Genomic DNA, 14,195 nt, shown 5'->3' on the forward strand with positions numbered 1-14,195 from the left:
TACTATAAGTAATACAGAATAAAGATTGGAGGTGACAGATGTTCATTAACCTCAACCCCGATTCAGATGTCCCCGTCTTCCAACAAATCCACGATGAATTAGTACTGGCCATAGCTCGCGGCCAGCTCTCTGATGGCGACAAGCTAGACCCTGTCCGCCGCGTCGCCAAAGACATAGGCATCAACCCAGCCACCGTAAAGAAGGCGTACGACCTCTTGGTCTCTGACGGCCTCATTGAAACCGCCGGCCGCTCCGGCTCCATCGTCAGACCCGGCGCTCACACCGAGGCTCAGGAAAGACAACTAGCTGAGCAATTAGGCCGTGTAATCGCGCTCGCTCGCGCCCAAGGCTTTAGCCCAGATGAGCTCCACACCCACCTCAGCTCCACTCTTAAACACTTGGAAGTATCGTCATGATTTTCGCCCTCTTAATGGCCGCCACAACTCTCGCAATTACTTGGATTATGGCCAAAGCCCCCTCCCTTGCCTCGCCCGGCACACCGCTCGGTGTGCGCGTCCCAAAGGCCTACCTTTCCGATAGTGCAGTTACCTCTGCGCTTGCTGGATACAAGGTCCGTACTTGGGGCTGCGGCATCGCGGCAACAATTCTGTCCCTCTTTGCCTGGAAGTTGCCACTCCTCGCCGCCGTACCGTCCCTCTTGGTAACGCTCGACGGCTTGTGGGCCTACGTCTCTCAACGCCGCCGCATCATCGCTGCGAAAAAGGCCGGCGGTTGGTTCGACAACATTGAAACCAACATCGCTGCTCGTGTTTCCACCAACGCCATTGGCACACCCGAATTCGCAGGCATCCCCACGCCGACTTTTCCGTGGGTAACAATGCTCGCCTCCCTGTTGTGCATCGCGGCCGGTGCCATCATCGTCTCTTCCCACTGGTCCGATATTCCTGACCCCGTTCCAGTGCACTGGAATTCTTCCATGGAGGCAGATAATTGGAGCGAAAAGAATATCGGCAGCGTATTTTCTACCTCTTTCATCGCCTTAGGAATGCTCTTGCTTTTCGCCGTCATCTGCTCTTGTATCGCACATAGTGAGGTATTCCCACGTTCAGAACGCAGCATTAAAGCTCGACTGCGCAACGAGGCCAACCTCGCCTTCACAAACACCGGAATGGGAGTTCTCACCCTGCTCATGTGTGTGGGCATGGCCTTCATGCAAGTAACCGGCCCTGTACCGCAATTTCAACGGTTCAATGGAGCCGCCATTATCACGATGTTGGTTCTTACCATCGGTGGCAGCATCGGACTGGTTGCGTTACTTCTCTACAAACAATCTCAATTATCCGAGCAACTGCGTGGAATCCGCTTTCCCGATGAAGACAAAGAATCACCGGACAATGACCATCTCTATAAATGGGGCGTGATGTACTACAACCCAGAGGATCCGGCGGTACTAGTGGATAAGCGCTTCGGCACCGGCATGTCGTTTAATTTCGCCCGCTGGCAGGCCAAGGCATTCCTCGCCATCGCGCTTCTGGTTCTGGTCGGCTCGATAGCGCTGCCTTTACTACTGGGCTGAAAATCCTGGCCCTCCACGCTGAATCACGATTTTCGTCCATATAAACCACCAAAACCGTCGACGAAATCGGTGGTTTATATGGACGAAAGTCGCGAAAGCCGCCTGCAGACAGCACAGCGCCCCGCTTCCTAGAGGTTTAGGAAGCGGGGCGCTGGCGTGCGTCAGTTAGTTGATGACGGCGATGAGGTCGCCGCCTTCCACCTTGGTGGCCTGGCCGATGGCCACGCGCTCGACCACACCATCCTTGGTGGCGGAGATGGAGGCTTCCATCTTCATTGCTTCGATGACGGCGATTTGGTCGCCGGCCTTAACCTCGTCGCCAGGCTTGGCGGTGGGGTTGACCACGCCGGCGAATGGTGCGGCGACGTGTCCCTCGTTGGAGGGGTCGGCCTTTTCTACGGTAGCGACCGTGGATTCGGCGTTCTCATCGCGGACCTTCATCGGGCGAATCTGGCCGTTGACGTTGAGAACCACGTTGCGCATGCCCTTTTCGTCCGGCTCACCCACGGCGTCGAGACGCACCACGACCTGCTTGAGGTCGGCGCGATCGGTGGAGTCCTCTGGGAAGTAGTGGACGACCTTTTCTTCGCCTTCGGTAAGACCGTAGAAGAAGGTGGTATCCGTCAGCGCCTCAGTGTTGCCGTACTTGCGGCGGAACTCGTTGAATTCCTCGAACTGCTTCGGGAATAGCAGGCGGTTCAGGCTGGCGCGGCGCTCATCGGAATTATCGGATTCCAGATGCGGCTGTTCTTCCGCAGGAACCTCGCTCACCTTGGCGCCGGTTTCCTCCCGGCCATCGAGTACCTTATCGCGCAGCTCCGGCCAACCGCCCGGAGGAGTACCGAGCTGGCCGCGGAGGAACTGGTTGACCGAGTCCGGAATATCGAACTTGGTGGGGTTGGCAGCGAAGTCCGCAGGGTCGACGCCTGCACCGACAAGATGAAGGGCGAGGTCGCCCACGACCTTGGAGGATGGGGTGACCTTGGTCGGACGGCCCAGCATCTCATTGACTGCTGCGTAGGTGTCCTCGATGACCTCGAAGCGGTCCGCCAAGCCAAGGGCATCGGCTTGGGCACGCAGGTTGGACAGCTGGCCGCCTGGAATCTCGTGCTTGTACACGCGACCGGTCGGGCCAGGGATACCGTTTTCAAACGGGGCGTAGAGCTGACGCACAGCCTCCCAGTAGGGCTCGAGATCGGATACGGCCTGCAGGTCGATGCCGGTATCGCGCTTGGACTGAGAGAATGCTGCAATAAGAGCGGACAGCGACGGCTGCGAGGTGGTACCAGCCAGCGGCGCGGAGGCGCCGTCGACGATGTCGGCACCGGACAAGGCGGCCGCATAGTAGGTTGCCATCTGGCCGCCCGCGGTATCGTGCGTGTGCACGTGCACCGGCAGGTCGAATTCCTTGCGCAGCGCCATAACCAGCTTGGAAGCAGCCTCAGGGCGGAGCAGACCAGCCATATCCTTGATGGCAAGGATATGGGCTCCGGACTCTACAATCTGCTCGGCCAGCTTGAGGTAGTAATCCAGCGTGTACAGGTTCTCGCTCGGAGAGGAAAGGTCACCGGAGTACGCCATGGCCACCTCAGCAACGGTGGTATTGGTCTCGAGGACGGCATCGATGGCGGGGCGCATCTGGGAGACGTCGTTAAGTGCATCGAAAATACGGAAGACGTCCACGCCGGACTTGGCTGCTTCCTGGACAAAGCCGCGGCAGACCGAGTCTGGGTACGGGGTATAGCCCACGGTATTGCGTCCGCGCAGGAGCATCTGGATGTTCTGGTTCGGCATAGCCTCGCGCAGCATATCCAGGCGGACCCAAGGGTCCTCGTGGAGGAAGCGCATGGCGACGTCATAAGTCGCACCACCCCAAGCCTCGACCGAGAACAGGTTCGGGGTCATGCGGGCTACGGCTTCGGCTGCAGAAACCAGGGCGGTACTACGCACGCGGGTAGCAAGCAGGGACTGGTGAGCGTCGCGGAAGGTGGTATCCGTAACCATCAGCGCATTCTGCTGGCGGATCTTCTCCGCCCACTTTTGCGGGCCAAACTCGAGCAGGTCATCGCGGGAACCGCGCGGGAGCGGCTCGGAAAGGTCCAGCTCAGGGAGCTTATCAAACGGACGCAGAGCCGTCGGACGCTTACCGTTGGGCTTATTAACGGTGGTCTCTGCGATGTACTCGAGGATGCGACCAGATTCGTCGACTGCCGGCGGAGCCTTGAGCAGGTGCGGGTGTGCGTTGATGAATCCGGTGTCCACGCGGGTCTGAGTGAAGTCCGGTTCGCGCAGCAGGGCGCGCAGGAAGCCGATATTGGTGGCCACGCCGGAGACGGTGAACTCGTTGAGCGCACGCTGGGCGCGCTGCACGGCCTGCTCGAAAGTGACTCCACGGCAGGTCATCTTCACCAGCAGAGAGTCGAAGTTGGGCGAAACCTCTGCGCCCACGGAAGTTGCACCGTCCAGGCGCACGCCGGCGCCGCCCGGCGAACGATACGCGGTCAGCGTGCCGGTATCGGGACGGAAGCCGTTATTCGGGTCCTCGGTGGTGATGCGACACTGCAGGGCAGAACCGGTGATGGAAATCTTGTCTTGGGCGAGGTGAATATCTTCCAGCGATGCGCCGGCCGCGATATTCATCTGGGCCTTGACGATGTCTACGCCGGTGATTTCCTCGGTCACGGTGTGCTCCACCTGCACACGCGGGTTCATCTCGATGAAGACGTGATTGCCGCGCTCATCGACGAGGAATTCCACGGTGCCCGCACCCTCGTAATTGATGTGCTCACAGAACTTCACCGCATCCTGGCAAATGCGGTCACGCAGCTCAGAATCCAGCGACGGAGCCGGCGCAATCTCTACCACCTTCTGGTGGCGGCGCTGCACCGAACAGTCGCGCTCGAAGAGGTGCACCACGTTGCCCTGGCTATCGGCGAGAATCTGCACCTCGATGTGCTGCGGGTTGATGACCGCGGTTTCCAGGTACACGCTGCCGTCACCGAACGCCGCCTCCGCCTCGCGCGAAGCCTCGGCCGCCTTTTCGCGCAGCTGATCCTCGGATTCCACGAAGCGCATGCCACGCCCGCCGCCACCGGCGACAGCCTTAACGAATACGGGGAAGTTAAAGTCCTTGGAGTATTCCACCAGCTTATCGACGTCCGTCGATGGCTCCGAGTCCTGCAACGTCGGCAGCCCAGCTTCCTTCGCCGCACTAACTGCCGCAGCCTTATCACCGGTCAGGTCCAACGTGCTTGGGGTCGGACCAATGAACTTAATGCCATTGTCCTCACACGCACGAGCAAGATCCGCGCGCTCCGAAAGGAATCCGTAGCCGGGGTAAATGGCATCCGCTTCGGCCTTCTTGGCGGCGCGGATAATCTCATCAATGTCCAAATATGCCTTGACCGGCTGCCCCTCGGCGCCGATGCGGACGGCCTCATCCGCGAAGGCGCGGTGGAAGGAGTTTCGGTCTTCGCGAGGATAGACCGCGACGGTCTTTGCCCCGGTCTCAAAGGCAGCACGGAATGCACGCACGGCGATTTCGCCGCGGTTGGCTACCAGAATCTTTTTGAACGATGGAAGCGCGGGATTAGCCACTTCGGTGTTCCTTTCAACTCGGAAGGTACTGCGATACAGCACCTCCTCTTGGGTGATCCGTATCTCAGTTTAGAGATCGAAACCTTTCTTGTCTGCCCATTTTCAAGCGGATTTTGCCACACTATCCAGCACTTAACCCGTTGCAAGGGAAATTTCTGCCGCCCGACCAGTAATAACAGGGTTAGCCGGTCTGTAAATCCTGCAAATTTCTACCTCAACAAAATATGCAGCGGGGACACCTGCGTGCCCAAGTAAACCGTTGTTGACCGAACGCCTTCCCGGCTATATGGTTACCCACATAGGTGGTAAACCCATACACCACGGAAGGAATCATATGCCGCATGTACGAGAGGCCGCACCATGAGCGATACCCGGCCCATTTATCAGCAACTAGCAGGAGGAATCAGGGACATGATTATTTCCGGTGAGCTCGCCGAGGGCGAACGCGCCCCCAGCACCAATGAGCTTTCGGCTTTCCACTCCGTTAACCCAACTACCTCCGCAAAGGCTCTAACCGTCCTCTTCGAGGAGGGCCTGCTGGAAAAGCGGCGCGGTTTGGGCATGTTTGTGCGCGAAGGCGCGCGCGACAACGTCCGCCACCAACGCCAAGAAGCCCTTAGGGAAGATTTCATCGTTCCGCTTCTCAAGGAAGGAGCCGCGCTGGGCTTAAGCGCCAGCGATATCGCCGACCTCATCGAAGCCGAAGGAGACCACCATGACGCACCTTAAGATGCACAATGTCAGCTGCAAGCGCCGCCTGCACGTACCACACCTAGAGCTCACCGCCGGCATGTATGGGCTAATCGGACCCAATGGCGCTGGCAAGACCACGCTCCTGCGCACCGTGGCCGGGTTCCTGCCCGCAAAGGGCAGCATCGATAGCTCGCAGGTGGCGATTGCGCGCACCGGCGCCGATATCTTGCTCGCCGGTTCCACCGTGGCCCAGCACTTGCGCGCCGCACAGCATGTGCGCGCGGGATTCGACGTGGGGTATGCGGGGGAGTTGTTGGATAAGGTGGGCGTCGATAAGCGCAGCAAGAACCGCGCCTTGAGCACCGGCCAGCGCCAACTGGTTGCCTGTGCCACTGCCCTGGCTGCGCGCACGCCGGTCACCCTCCTCGATGAGCCTTTCAACGGCCTGGACGCGCCGACGCGCACGCGCCTGCGCGAGCTCATTATCGCCCACGCCTCCGGCACCCCGGACTGGCTGCTGGTGCTTTCTTCTCACCGCGCCGAAGACCTCGTCGGCCTGGTTGACCACGTCATTACCGTGCACGACGGCACGGTCAATAAGCCCACCGACCTGGAATCCCAACGGCCGCACTACCCCGTCATTAGCGGCAGTACCAAGGACGTGGAGCAAGCACTCGCGCTTGCCGACGCCCTCCCCCTCCACCATTCCTCCCTTGGCTCCACCTCCAAGGTGCACGCCTGGTGCCCGGCCCCGTTCCCTGCCGATACCGCAGGCGCCGCCCAGGTCACCGTCTCCTACCTCGACGACGGCCAACTCATTGATTCCCTTGTCTCCCGCGCCCACGAATCCGCCCGCACCCCACAAGAGGAGTCCTAGCCATGCAGACACTCAAGACCTTTAATCTCAACGCCACCAAGGCGCTCACCGTCATAAGCATCATCGTCGTGTTGCTGTGGGTTCTCCCGTATGCCGTCCCCAGTGATCCTTCTACCCTCGGTGCCAATCCGACCGGCTGGGGAATATTCGCAGTCTTCATGTGGGGACTCTACTGTGCCTTCGCCGCAACCGAATACCGTTCCTTGCGCGGCCTAGGGATGCACCCCCGGCAATGGCTTACCAGCATGCACGCGACTCTGTGGTTAGCCGCGCTCATTTTTGGTGCCGTCGCTTGGACCGCTTACTACATCGCGCTGCAATCGGGTGCGTACGCGAATTCTTCGTGGGCAATCACCCCCGGCACAGTCGAAGCCAGCCTTCCGTTTTGCTACGCGGCAACCTTCGGTAGCTTCGCCTGTGGCCACCTCATAACCGGATACGTTGGCGCACTCATCGGTGTGGTGGTCAGTAGCGCAAACCAAAGCTCCCTGTTTGTTCGGCTGCTACTTATCGCCGGCATCATCATTGGTCTATTCCTAGCGGATGGCATTCTCATCACGCTCGTAGAATCATTTGGAGCTGCAGAAATCGGCGCACCCTGGCCCGGCATGTTCTTCTTCGCTGGTTTAGCTGCCCTGATCTGCACCGCAGCAATTCACCTGCTCGCGCGGCGCATCCAGCCTTAACCTGCCCCGGTGTTAAATGCACCAATTCCCCCGGCCTCCAAGAAGACTGCAGTCTCTTGAGCCGGGGGAATTCTTGTCATACGCTGCTGCTGTACTAGTGGCGGAAACGGTGTGGTTTACTCCAGATCGTCGTGGGCAACGAGGCGTCGAGCAGCCTCGGTGATGGTGCCCGACAGGGACGGGTATACGGCGAAGGAGTCGGCCAGCTGGTTCACGGTGAGCTGATTGGTCACGGCCATGGCGATGGGCAGGATGAGCTCGGAGGCGGTCGGCGCGACGATGACGCCGCCAATAACTCGTCCGGAGGTGGCGCGGCAGAAGAGCTTGACAAAGCCGTGCTGCAGCGAGCGCATCTTGGCGCGCGGGTTGGTATTGAGCGGCATGGTGATGGTGCGGGCGGCGACTTCGCCGGCCTCAATTTCTGCCTGGGTGAAACCGACGGCGGCGATTTCTGGGCGGGTGAAGACGGCGTTGGCCACGGTCTTCAAGCGCAGCGGGGACACGCCCTCGCCAAGTGCGTGGTACATGGCTACGCGGCCCTGCATTGCGGCGACAGATGCCAGCGGGAAGAGGTCAGAGCAGTCGCCCGCGGCGTAGATGCCGGCGATATTGGTGCGGGAGACGCGGTCGACCTGAATGTGGCCGGACTTGGCGGTTTCTACGCCCACGTTCTCCAGCTTCAAGTCCTGAGTATTCGGGATGGAGCCGATAGACATAATGACATGGGAACCGGTAATCTCGCGGCCGTCCTGAGTGGTCACCAGCACGTTGCCATCCTCGGTGCGGTTGACGGTTTCCACGCGGCAGTTCTTTTCCAGTTCCACACCGCGCTCGCTCAGCACCGTCTCGAGGACGTCGGCCGCGTCGGCGTCGTCATGCGGCAAGATGCGGTCACGGGAGGCAACCATGGTGACCTTCACGCCCAGCTCGGCGAAGGCGGAGACGAACTCGGCGCCGGTCACGCCGGAGCCGACGACGATGAGGTGCTCGGGAAGCTCGGTGAGGTTGTATACCTGCTGCCAGGTGAGGATGCGCTCGCCGTCTGGCTGCGCGCCCGGCAGAATGCGTGGGGTCGCGCCGGTAGCTACCAGGACGAGGTCAGCGTCGATGGTTTCCTCGTGGCCGTCCTCGTTAAATACGGCGGTAACCTTGTGGCCGCCGAAGGCATCGGCTTCCTGATCCTCTGGGAAGTAGCCGCGGCCGTCGATAACGCGGGCTCCTAGGGATTCCACCGTGGCGCGGATATCGGAGGACTGGTTGCTTGCTAGGTCCTGCACACGCTTATTCAGCGCGGTGAGCGATAGGTCGGCTTGGCCAATGCCCTCGTTGAGCTTCATATCCTCGGCGCGGCGCAGGTCGGTCTTAATATTGGCGCCGGCGATAAAGGACTTGGAGGGAACACAGTCCAAGATAACGCTGTTACCGCCCATGCCTTGGTCTTCAATAATGGTGATTTCTGCACCATATTTGGCGCCTGCCAACGCGGCCTCATAGCCTGCCGGGCCACCGCCGATGATGACGATTCGCTTGGTCTGGTTCAACACGCACTTGCTCCTTTATCGGCTCCACTTTAAAAGTCGCCTACGAGTTTAACGTGTAGAACCTTTCAGCGCGTTAGTCTGTCTCCGCATTCTCCCCTATGAACTGCTCAACCACGGCGCCAAAGAGTTTGATGCCCACACCAATAGCCCGCTCGTCCACGATGAGATCGCCCATGTGCAGGTCATGCTGCTCGCCCTCGCCGGACCAGCAGCCAAGCCGCGCCATGGAACCGGGAACCTTTTCTAGGTACCAGGAAAAGTCCTCGCCGCCGGAGGACTGCGGGGCTTGCACGACGGCCTGCGGGTCGATGGATTGGGCGGCGGAGGCAAGCAGGGCGGTGGCGACGTCGTCGTTAAGCACCGGCGGAACACCGCGGTTATAGGTCAGCTCATGTTCTACGCCCACCGGCGCGAGAATCTGTTCCACCAGCTCGGTAAAGAGGCTTTGCATATCGCGCCAGATGCCGATATCGGCCGTGCGCATGGTGCCGGTCAGGCTGCCGGTCTCTGGAATGGCGTTCGGGGCATAGCCGGAATTGACCTGGCCAAAGACCAAAACGGTGCCGGTGCGCGGGTCAACGCGGCGCGAGAGCAGCGCGGGCAGTTCGGTGATTACCTTTCCGAGGGCATACACAACGTCGGCCGAAAGGTGCGGCCGAGAGGTATGCCCGCCTGGGCCCTTGATATTAAGCTCCACCACGTCGGTAGCAGAGGTGATCGCCCCAGCGCGGATACCGATGCGCCCCACGCGCAGCTTGGGCTCGGCGTGGATGGCAAAAATGGAATGCACTCCCTCCAGCGCGCCCCATTCAATGACGTCGGTCGCACCGCCGACCCAGACCTCTTCGGCCGGCTGGAAGATGACGCGAATGCCCAGCGGCAGATCATGGACGCGCTGGAAATCCGCCAATGCACAGGCCAGACCGAGCGCCACGGTGGTGTGCACGTCGTGGCCGCAGGCATGCATTTTGCCGGGAACCTCGGAGGTATATTCCAAGCCGGTGACCTCGGTGACCGGCAGGGCGTCGATATCGGCGCGGAAGGCCAGCCGGCCTAGTTCCGTATCGGGGCCAATATCTACCATGAGACCGGTCTGTGGGAAGCGCTGTGGCTCCAAGCCATAGTCCTGCAGGATGGAGGCCAGGAAGTTAGTGGTCTCCACCTCTTGGTTCGCGGTTTCCGGGTGACGGTGGATATGGCGCCGCCACGCGATGACCTCCGCACGGTGGGCATTGAACCACTCGTTGATGAATTCCGAGATCATCCGCGTGCCTTCCCTGTCGTTGAAATACGTCTGGGTGCAAAGTCTACAACTAGACCATGCGGTTCAGTAACTCAGGTGGTGATGCGGGGTGCTCTAGCTCAAGGCGCCATTCCACGTGGCGGCAAACCGACGCCGGTCCACATAGCCTTGCGGGAAGGGCGCAACGTCCTCGGCAACGGCCACCGCGGAATCGGTCAAATGCCCTTCCACCACGTCCCCGCCGGCCGGCAGCAGCACCGCCGGCGGAATTTCTAGGGCCAAGGCCAGCTTATATACCGTAGACAGCTGCGGATCGGCCATGGCGTGCACGCCATTCTCGTTGCGCTCCAGATTGGAAATTTGGCTGCGAGATACCCCAGAAATCTCCGCCAGCGCCTGCTGCGAAATCCCCCGACGCTGTCGCACCCGCCGCAATTGTTGCGAAAATCCGCGGCCGTAGCTCGACCACATTAGATGAATGAAACTCATATTCTCCCCCTGGAAAGTGCGGTCGCCTTTCCAGGGAGAAGATTACCTTAAAGGTCGATATTGCGCGGACCGTAGAGGCGGTCGCCGGCATCGCCCAAGCCCGGCACGATATAAGCATCCTCGTTGAGCGAAGGATCGATAGCGGCGGTGACTAGGCGCACCGGCAGATCGGAGTCAGCCAGCGCATCCACACCCGGCTGCGCCGAGACCATGCAGATGGCGGTGATATCGGTGGCGCCACGATCGGCAAGCAGGCGCAATGCGTGGAGCAGGGAACCACCGGTGGCCAGCATCGGATCCACCACGAACACCGTGCGGCCGGTCAGGTCCTCCGGCAGTGCCTCCAGGTATGGCACTGGCTCGTGCGTTTCTTCGTTGCGCGCCATGCCAATGAAGCCGACCTGTGCATCCGGAATCATAGACAGGGCCGGGTCCACCATGCCCAGCCCAGCGCGGATGATCGGCACGATGATGGGCGGGTCCTGCAGGCGGGTGCCCTGTGCGGTAGAAACCGGGGTGGCGCAGTCGAAGTTCTCCACGGCAAGGTCGCGAGATGCTTCATAGACAAGCATGGCGCCCAAGTCTTTCAGGGCGGCGCGGAACGCGGAGTTATCGCTGCGCGCATCGCGCATGAGGGTAAGGCGGGAGGCAGCAAGCGGGTGGTCTACTACGTGGATGTCCATGACCACCACTTTAAACTTTTTGGGAACCAAATGGGCCATCGGGCAGTCCAATAGGGCATGAGACCTTTCACGATCGATACTGACTATGCCCGCCACCTCGCCCGCGACCTGCACGCCCAGTCCCAAGGGGAGAATCCGCCCCACCCCGTTTTGCCTGAAGATTCCGCATTCACCGCTTTCAATGAGGCGGTGCATGCCGCGCTCGATAATGTGGGCGCGCGCATGAGCGTGCTGCGCAACGATATGGGACAGGTTGCCCACTCCGGTTTCCAGATGTCGCGCGAGGCAGAAGACACCGATGCCTCGCTAGGCCAGCACCTTGGGGCGGCGATGTAGATGCTCGATACCGCGCTCAAGCAGATTGCCACCATGCAACCGGCGCAGCTTCCGGAGGTTGAGCTTCCCCGCGTGCCGGATCTCTCCGCCGCCGAGCCTTTGGCCGCCATCGCCCATGGCAACCCCGCTCCCCTACTTGAATCGGCGAAAAATATCGATCTCGATAATGCAACCATCTCTGCCGCGCTCAGCCAGGCTCGCACCTTGGTGGCGGGCACCATCCGGGACCTGGTGGGCATCGCCACGCAGCTGGTGCGCCAGGCCCTGCCCACCGCGCTGGGTTTCCTATCGCTGGATCCATCGGCGCGTGCCGCCGCTCTGGCTCAGCTTCGCGCGCTTATCTCCCAGCACTTGGGCATGGCCACTGCCCGCGTGCAGCGCTTGATGGGTGATCTCAGCGCGGCCGCTCAGTCCTTGCAGCCGGTAGCGCAGCGGCCGGTGCACTCCGCGCTTGCCGACGCCCCCGTAAGCCCCACCGGTGCCCAGCACTCCACCGCTCTTCCAGAACAATCCGCCGCGGGCGCTGATGCTGGCGCCGACGCCACCGCACACGAGGTATCTTCTCCCCCGCCCGCACCAAAGCCTTCTGCCGAGGGCGGTTCGGCCGCCGGGCAGGCCGCGGTCGCCGCGGCGAAGAGCCAAGTGGGCCAGCCCTACGTATGGGGCGGCACCGGAAACGGTGGCTTTGATTGCTCGGGCCTTACCCAATGGGCTTATTCACAGGCCGGAGTGGACTTGCCCCGCACGGCGGACCAGCAGACGGTTGGTCAGCAGGTTAGCGCGGATCAATTGCAGCCCGGTGACCTGGTGGTATGGGACGGGCACGTGGCAATGTATTCCGGCAATGGCGAAATCGTGGAGGCCGGAGACCCGGTGCAAACCAACCCGCTGCGCACCACAAATATGGGTATGCAATTCAAAGGCTTTTGGCGGCCCACGGCCTAAGGCCGGTGCGGCCTCGCGCGCTGCTTAGGGCGTTGGGTAGACTAAAACGCCATGAGCACCCGCGCAATTGTACCTGTAAAGCTCTCGCTGACCGAGGGCGATTTTTATACCCTCTGGGCACCCAAGTGGCGCCAACATGGCTCCGAGTGGCAGGCCTTTCTGGGCGATGACGAGGCCGTCCTAGCCTTTAACTCACCCGCCGAGCTGCTGTGCTTCGTGGAGTCTGGCACTAAGCATGATTTGCTGGACCACCCGCACTGGGACCAGTTTGCCGGCCGCGATGCGGACCGCGTTACCCCGGCGGAGCGCGATGAGTATGACCTCATCGGCATGCCGGAGGCGCTGGCTGGTCGCCCGAGCCACCGGAACGTATCCACGGTGGCCCGCAACCTGGAGATGGCCTCCGCGCTTGCCGACGTCGCCGGTGCAGAGCACACCACCATCTTCTTCGCCTCCCACTCCATCCTGCGCAACGTCTCCCGCGGCGCCGACCACTACTCCGGCGAACAGGGCATGAGCGAGTGGTCCGGCGTGGGCCACGTCATCGCCGGCAACTGGAAGAAGGTCATCGAGGACCTGGATGAGCACGTCCGCGTGGTCTCCAGCGATGACTTTGATGCGGCCAAGGTTTCCGATGCCAAGGAGCGCATCTCTTCTGCTGCCGCCGCCTCCGCCGCTGCGGCCAAGGAAGCCGAGGAAAAGCGCAAGGCCGCCGCCGAGGCCGCTGACCCGTACGATAACTCCCCGTGGGCCGCCGCTGGCATCGATCCCATCAAGATCACCGCGCAGTCCAAGTCCGTCTACACCCTGCGCACCTACTTGGACGGCAAGCCCATCTTCTTGGGCAAGTGGGGCGAAATCTTCACCTTCGACTCCCCGAAGACCCTCGTGCGCTGGATTATGGACAACGATGACCACGACCTGGCACGCGTATCCACCTGGGAAGAGGTTGTCGCCGCCGCTAATGCCGGCGAGCTAGAAATTCAGGTCCACCCGGATAACCAGTACTCCTTCAACGGCATCGTGCGCGATATCGAAAAGGGCCCAGAGGCCGTCGATTCCGATCAGATGGCGCGCTGCTATGAGGTATGCGCCGATGCCGCTGACTGGGCCGGCGACGATTCCATTAACTCCTATATGCTGGCTCACCCGCGCCTGCAGGACTACTTGGGCTACATGCTCGGCTCCACCGAGCACGCCGGCTACGTACCGTCCAAGCCATATAACGAGCACGCTGAGTCGTGGAAGGGCTTGGAAGATATGCTCATCAAGCGCTTCTCTAAGTTCTAAACCCGTACCAGGTCGCGCGGCCCCGGCCGCGCGTGGCATCAGCCGCCCTAGCCTCTGCCCCACTGCACAGCAGCTGGACGGAGAGGGGGCGGCTTTTTGCGTCTAGCGGCCCGGCGCTTCTTCCTCTTGGCGTCGGGTCCGGTCGCGCATGTATTTATCGAAAATCAGCCACACTATCGCCAAACTGAGTCCAATAATGGAGCGGCCTAGAGTCCCTATTCCAAAGACTCCGCCCAGAATCAGACCGAGAACAATCACGCTGGCGAAAGTTACGACCC

General features: G+C 61.1%; 13 protein-coding genes. 8 read left to right on the plus strand and 5 right to left on the minus strand.

The genetic code is table 11. The features are described from left to right. The first annotated feature begins 38 nt into the window (after window positions 1-38). On the plus strand, window positions 39-416 hold the full coding sequence (locus CORTU0001_RS01145) for a GntR family transcriptional regulator (protein WP_005326746.1): 378 nt from the start codon (window positions 39-41) through the stop codon (window positions 414-416). 47 nt (window positions 417-463) lie between these two features. Then, window positions 464-1,537, plus strand: a complete 1,074-nt coding sequence (locus CORTU0001_RS01150) for a DUF5808 domain-containing protein (RefSeq protein WP_244262069.1) — start codon at window positions 464-466, stop codon at window positions 1,535-1,537. A gap of 165 nt (window positions 1,538-1,702) precedes the next feature. Here CORTU0001_RS01150 and CORTU0001_RS01155 read toward each other — a convergent pair whose 3' ends face one another. Then, the gene (locus CORTU0001_RS01155; RefSeq protein ID WP_005326749.1) at window positions 1,703-5,134 is read right to left on the minus strand and encodes a pyruvate carboxylase; all 3,432 of its coding nucleotides are present in this window, start codon (window positions 5,132-5,134) and stop codon (window positions 1,703-1,705) included. A gap of 360 nt (window positions 5,135-5,494) precedes the next feature. Between CORTU0001_RS01155 and CORTU0001_RS01160 the strand changes: the two genes are divergently transcribed. The 3 genes from CORTU0001_RS01160 to CORTU0001_RS01170 are packed head-to-tail and all read left to right on the plus strand — an operon-like array spanning window position 5,495 to window position 7,390. Next, window positions 5,495-5,863 carry a GntR family transcriptional regulator gene (locus CORTU0001_RS01160; protein ID WP_005326752.1) on the plus strand — a complete coding sequence of 123 codons (369 nt, stop codon included), beginning with the start codon at window positions 5,495-5,497 and terminating at the stop codon, window positions 5,861-5,863. Continuing rightward, a complete protein-coding gene (locus tag CORTU0001_RS01165) occupies window positions 5,850-6,704 on the plus strand; it encodes an ATP-binding cassette domain-containing protein (RefSeq protein ID WP_005326754.1) in 855 nt (284 codons plus the stop codon). The genes CORTU0001_RS01160 and CORTU0001_RS01165 overlap by 14 nt, the downstream gene beginning before the upstream one ends. 2 nt (window positions 6,705-6,706) lie before the next feature. Continuing rightward, entirely contained in the window at window positions 6,707-7,390 is a 684-nt protein-coding gene (locus CORTU0001_RS01170; protein ID WP_005326756.1) for a hypothetical protein, read from the plus strand. A 116-nt stretch (window positions 7,391-7,506) separates the two neighbouring features. Here the strand turns inward: CORTU0001_RS01170 and CORTU0001_RS01175 are convergent, their stop codons facing one another. The 4 genes from CORTU0001_RS01175 to upp form a co-directional block, all read right to left on the minus strand. Beyond that, window positions 7,507-8,934, minus strand: coding sequence for an NAD(P)H-quinone dehydrogenase (locus CORTU0001_RS01175; protein ID WP_005326758.1), 1,428 nt, complete (start codon window positions 8,932-8,934; stop codon window positions 7,507-7,509). Window positions 8,935-9,004: 70 nt separating this feature from the next. After that, window positions 9,005-10,195, minus strand: a complete 1,191-nt coding sequence (locus tag CORTU0001_RS01180) for a M20 family metallopeptidase (RefSeq protein WP_005326760.1) — start codon at window positions 10,193-10,195, stop codon at window positions 9,005-9,007. Between the two features lie 93 nt (window positions 10,196-10,288). Next, entirely contained in the window at window positions 10,289-10,663 is a 375-nt protein-coding gene (locus tag CORTU0001_RS01185) for a helix-turn-helix domain-containing protein (RefSeq protein ID WP_034667858.1), read from the minus strand. Window positions 10,664-10,710: 47 nt separating this feature from the next. Continuing rightward, window positions 10,711-11,346 carry a uracil phosphoribosyltransferase gene (gene upp / locus CORTU0001_RS01190; RefSeq protein ID WP_034667911.1) on the minus strand — a complete coding sequence of 212 codons (636 nt, stop codon included), beginning with the start codon at window positions 11,344-11,346 and terminating at the stop codon, window positions 10,711-10,713. Between the two features lie 57 nt (window positions 11,347-11,403). On the opposite strand from upp, the gene CORTU0001_RS01195 reads away from it, so the two are divergent. Genes CORTU0001_RS01195 through CORTU0001_RS01205 form a run of 3 tightly spaced genes read left to right on the plus strand, consistent with a single transcriptional unit; the run spans window position 11,404 to window position 13,917 of the window. Beyond that, a complete protein-coding gene (locus CORTU0001_RS01195) occupies window positions 11,404-11,682 on the plus strand; it encodes a hypothetical protein (protein ID WP_005322591.1) in 279 nt (92 codons plus the stop codon). After that, window positions 11,683-12,627: a C40 family peptidase gene (locus CORTU0001_RS01200; RefSeq protein ID WP_005326764.1), complete on the plus strand. Its 945-nt coding sequence runs from the start codon at window positions 11,683-11,685 to the stop codon at window positions 12,625-12,627. Between the two features lie 51 nt (window positions 12,628-12,678). After that, on the plus strand, window positions 12,679-13,917 hold the full coding sequence (locus CORTU0001_RS01205) for a hypothetical protein (RefSeq protein ID WP_005326765.1): 1,239 nt from the start codon (window positions 12,679-12,681) through the stop codon (window positions 13,915-13,917). Window positions 13,918-14,195: the final 278 nt, after the last annotated feature.

The sequence above is a fragment of the Corynebacterium tuberculostearicum SK141 genome, assembly GCF_000175635.1.
Classification (GTDB): Bacteria; Actinomycetota; Actinomycetes; order Mycobacteriales; family Mycobacteriaceae; genus Corynebacterium; species Corynebacterium tuberculostearicum_C.

Bases quoted from the DNA above. Each gene is read 5' to 3' on its own strand.
- CORTU0001_RS01145 (WP_005326746.1), top strand. From the start codon at position 39: ATGTTCATTAACCTCAACCCCGATTCAGATGTCCCCGTCTTCCAACAA.
- CORTU0001_RS01150 (WP_244262069.1), top strand. From the start codon at position 464: ATGGCCAAAGCCCCCTCCCTTGCCTCGCCCGGCACACCGCTCGGTGTG.
- CORTU0001_RS01160 (WP_005326752.1), top strand. From the start codon at position 5,495: ATGAGCGATACCCGGCCCATTTATCAGCAACTAGCAGGAGGAATCAGG.
- CORTU0001_RS01165 (WP_005326754.1), top strand. From the start codon at position 5,850: ATGACGCACCTTAAGATGCACAATGTCAGCTGCAAGCGCCGCCTGCAC.
- CORTU0001_RS01170 (WP_005326756.1), top strand. From the start codon at position 6,707: ATGCAGACACTCAAGACCTTTAATCTCAACGCCACCAAGGCGCTCACC.
- CORTU0001_RS01180 (WP_005326760.1), bottom strand. From the start codon at position 10,195: ATGATCTCGGAATTCATCAACGAGTGGTTCAATGCCCACCGTGCGGAG.
- CORTU0001_RS01185 (WP_034667858.1), bottom strand. From the start codon at position 10,663: ATGAGTTTCATTCATCTAATGTGGTCGAGCTACGGCCGCGGATTTTCG.
- upp (WP_034667911.1), bottom strand. From the start codon at position 11,346: ATGGACATCCACGTAGTAGACCACCCGCTTGCTGCCTCCCGCCTTACC.
- CORTU0001_RS01195 (WP_005322591.1), top strand. From the start codon at position 11,404: ATGAGACCTTTCACGATCGATACTGACTATGCCCGCCACCTCGCCCGC.
- CORTU0001_RS01200 (WP_005326764.1), top strand. From the start codon at position 11,683: ATGCTCGATACCGCGCTCAAGCAGATTGCCACCATGCAACCGGCGCAG.
- CORTU0001_RS01205 (WP_005326765.1), top strand. From the start codon at position 12,679: ATGAGCACCCGCGCAATTGTACCTGTAAAGCTCTCGCTGACCGAGGGC.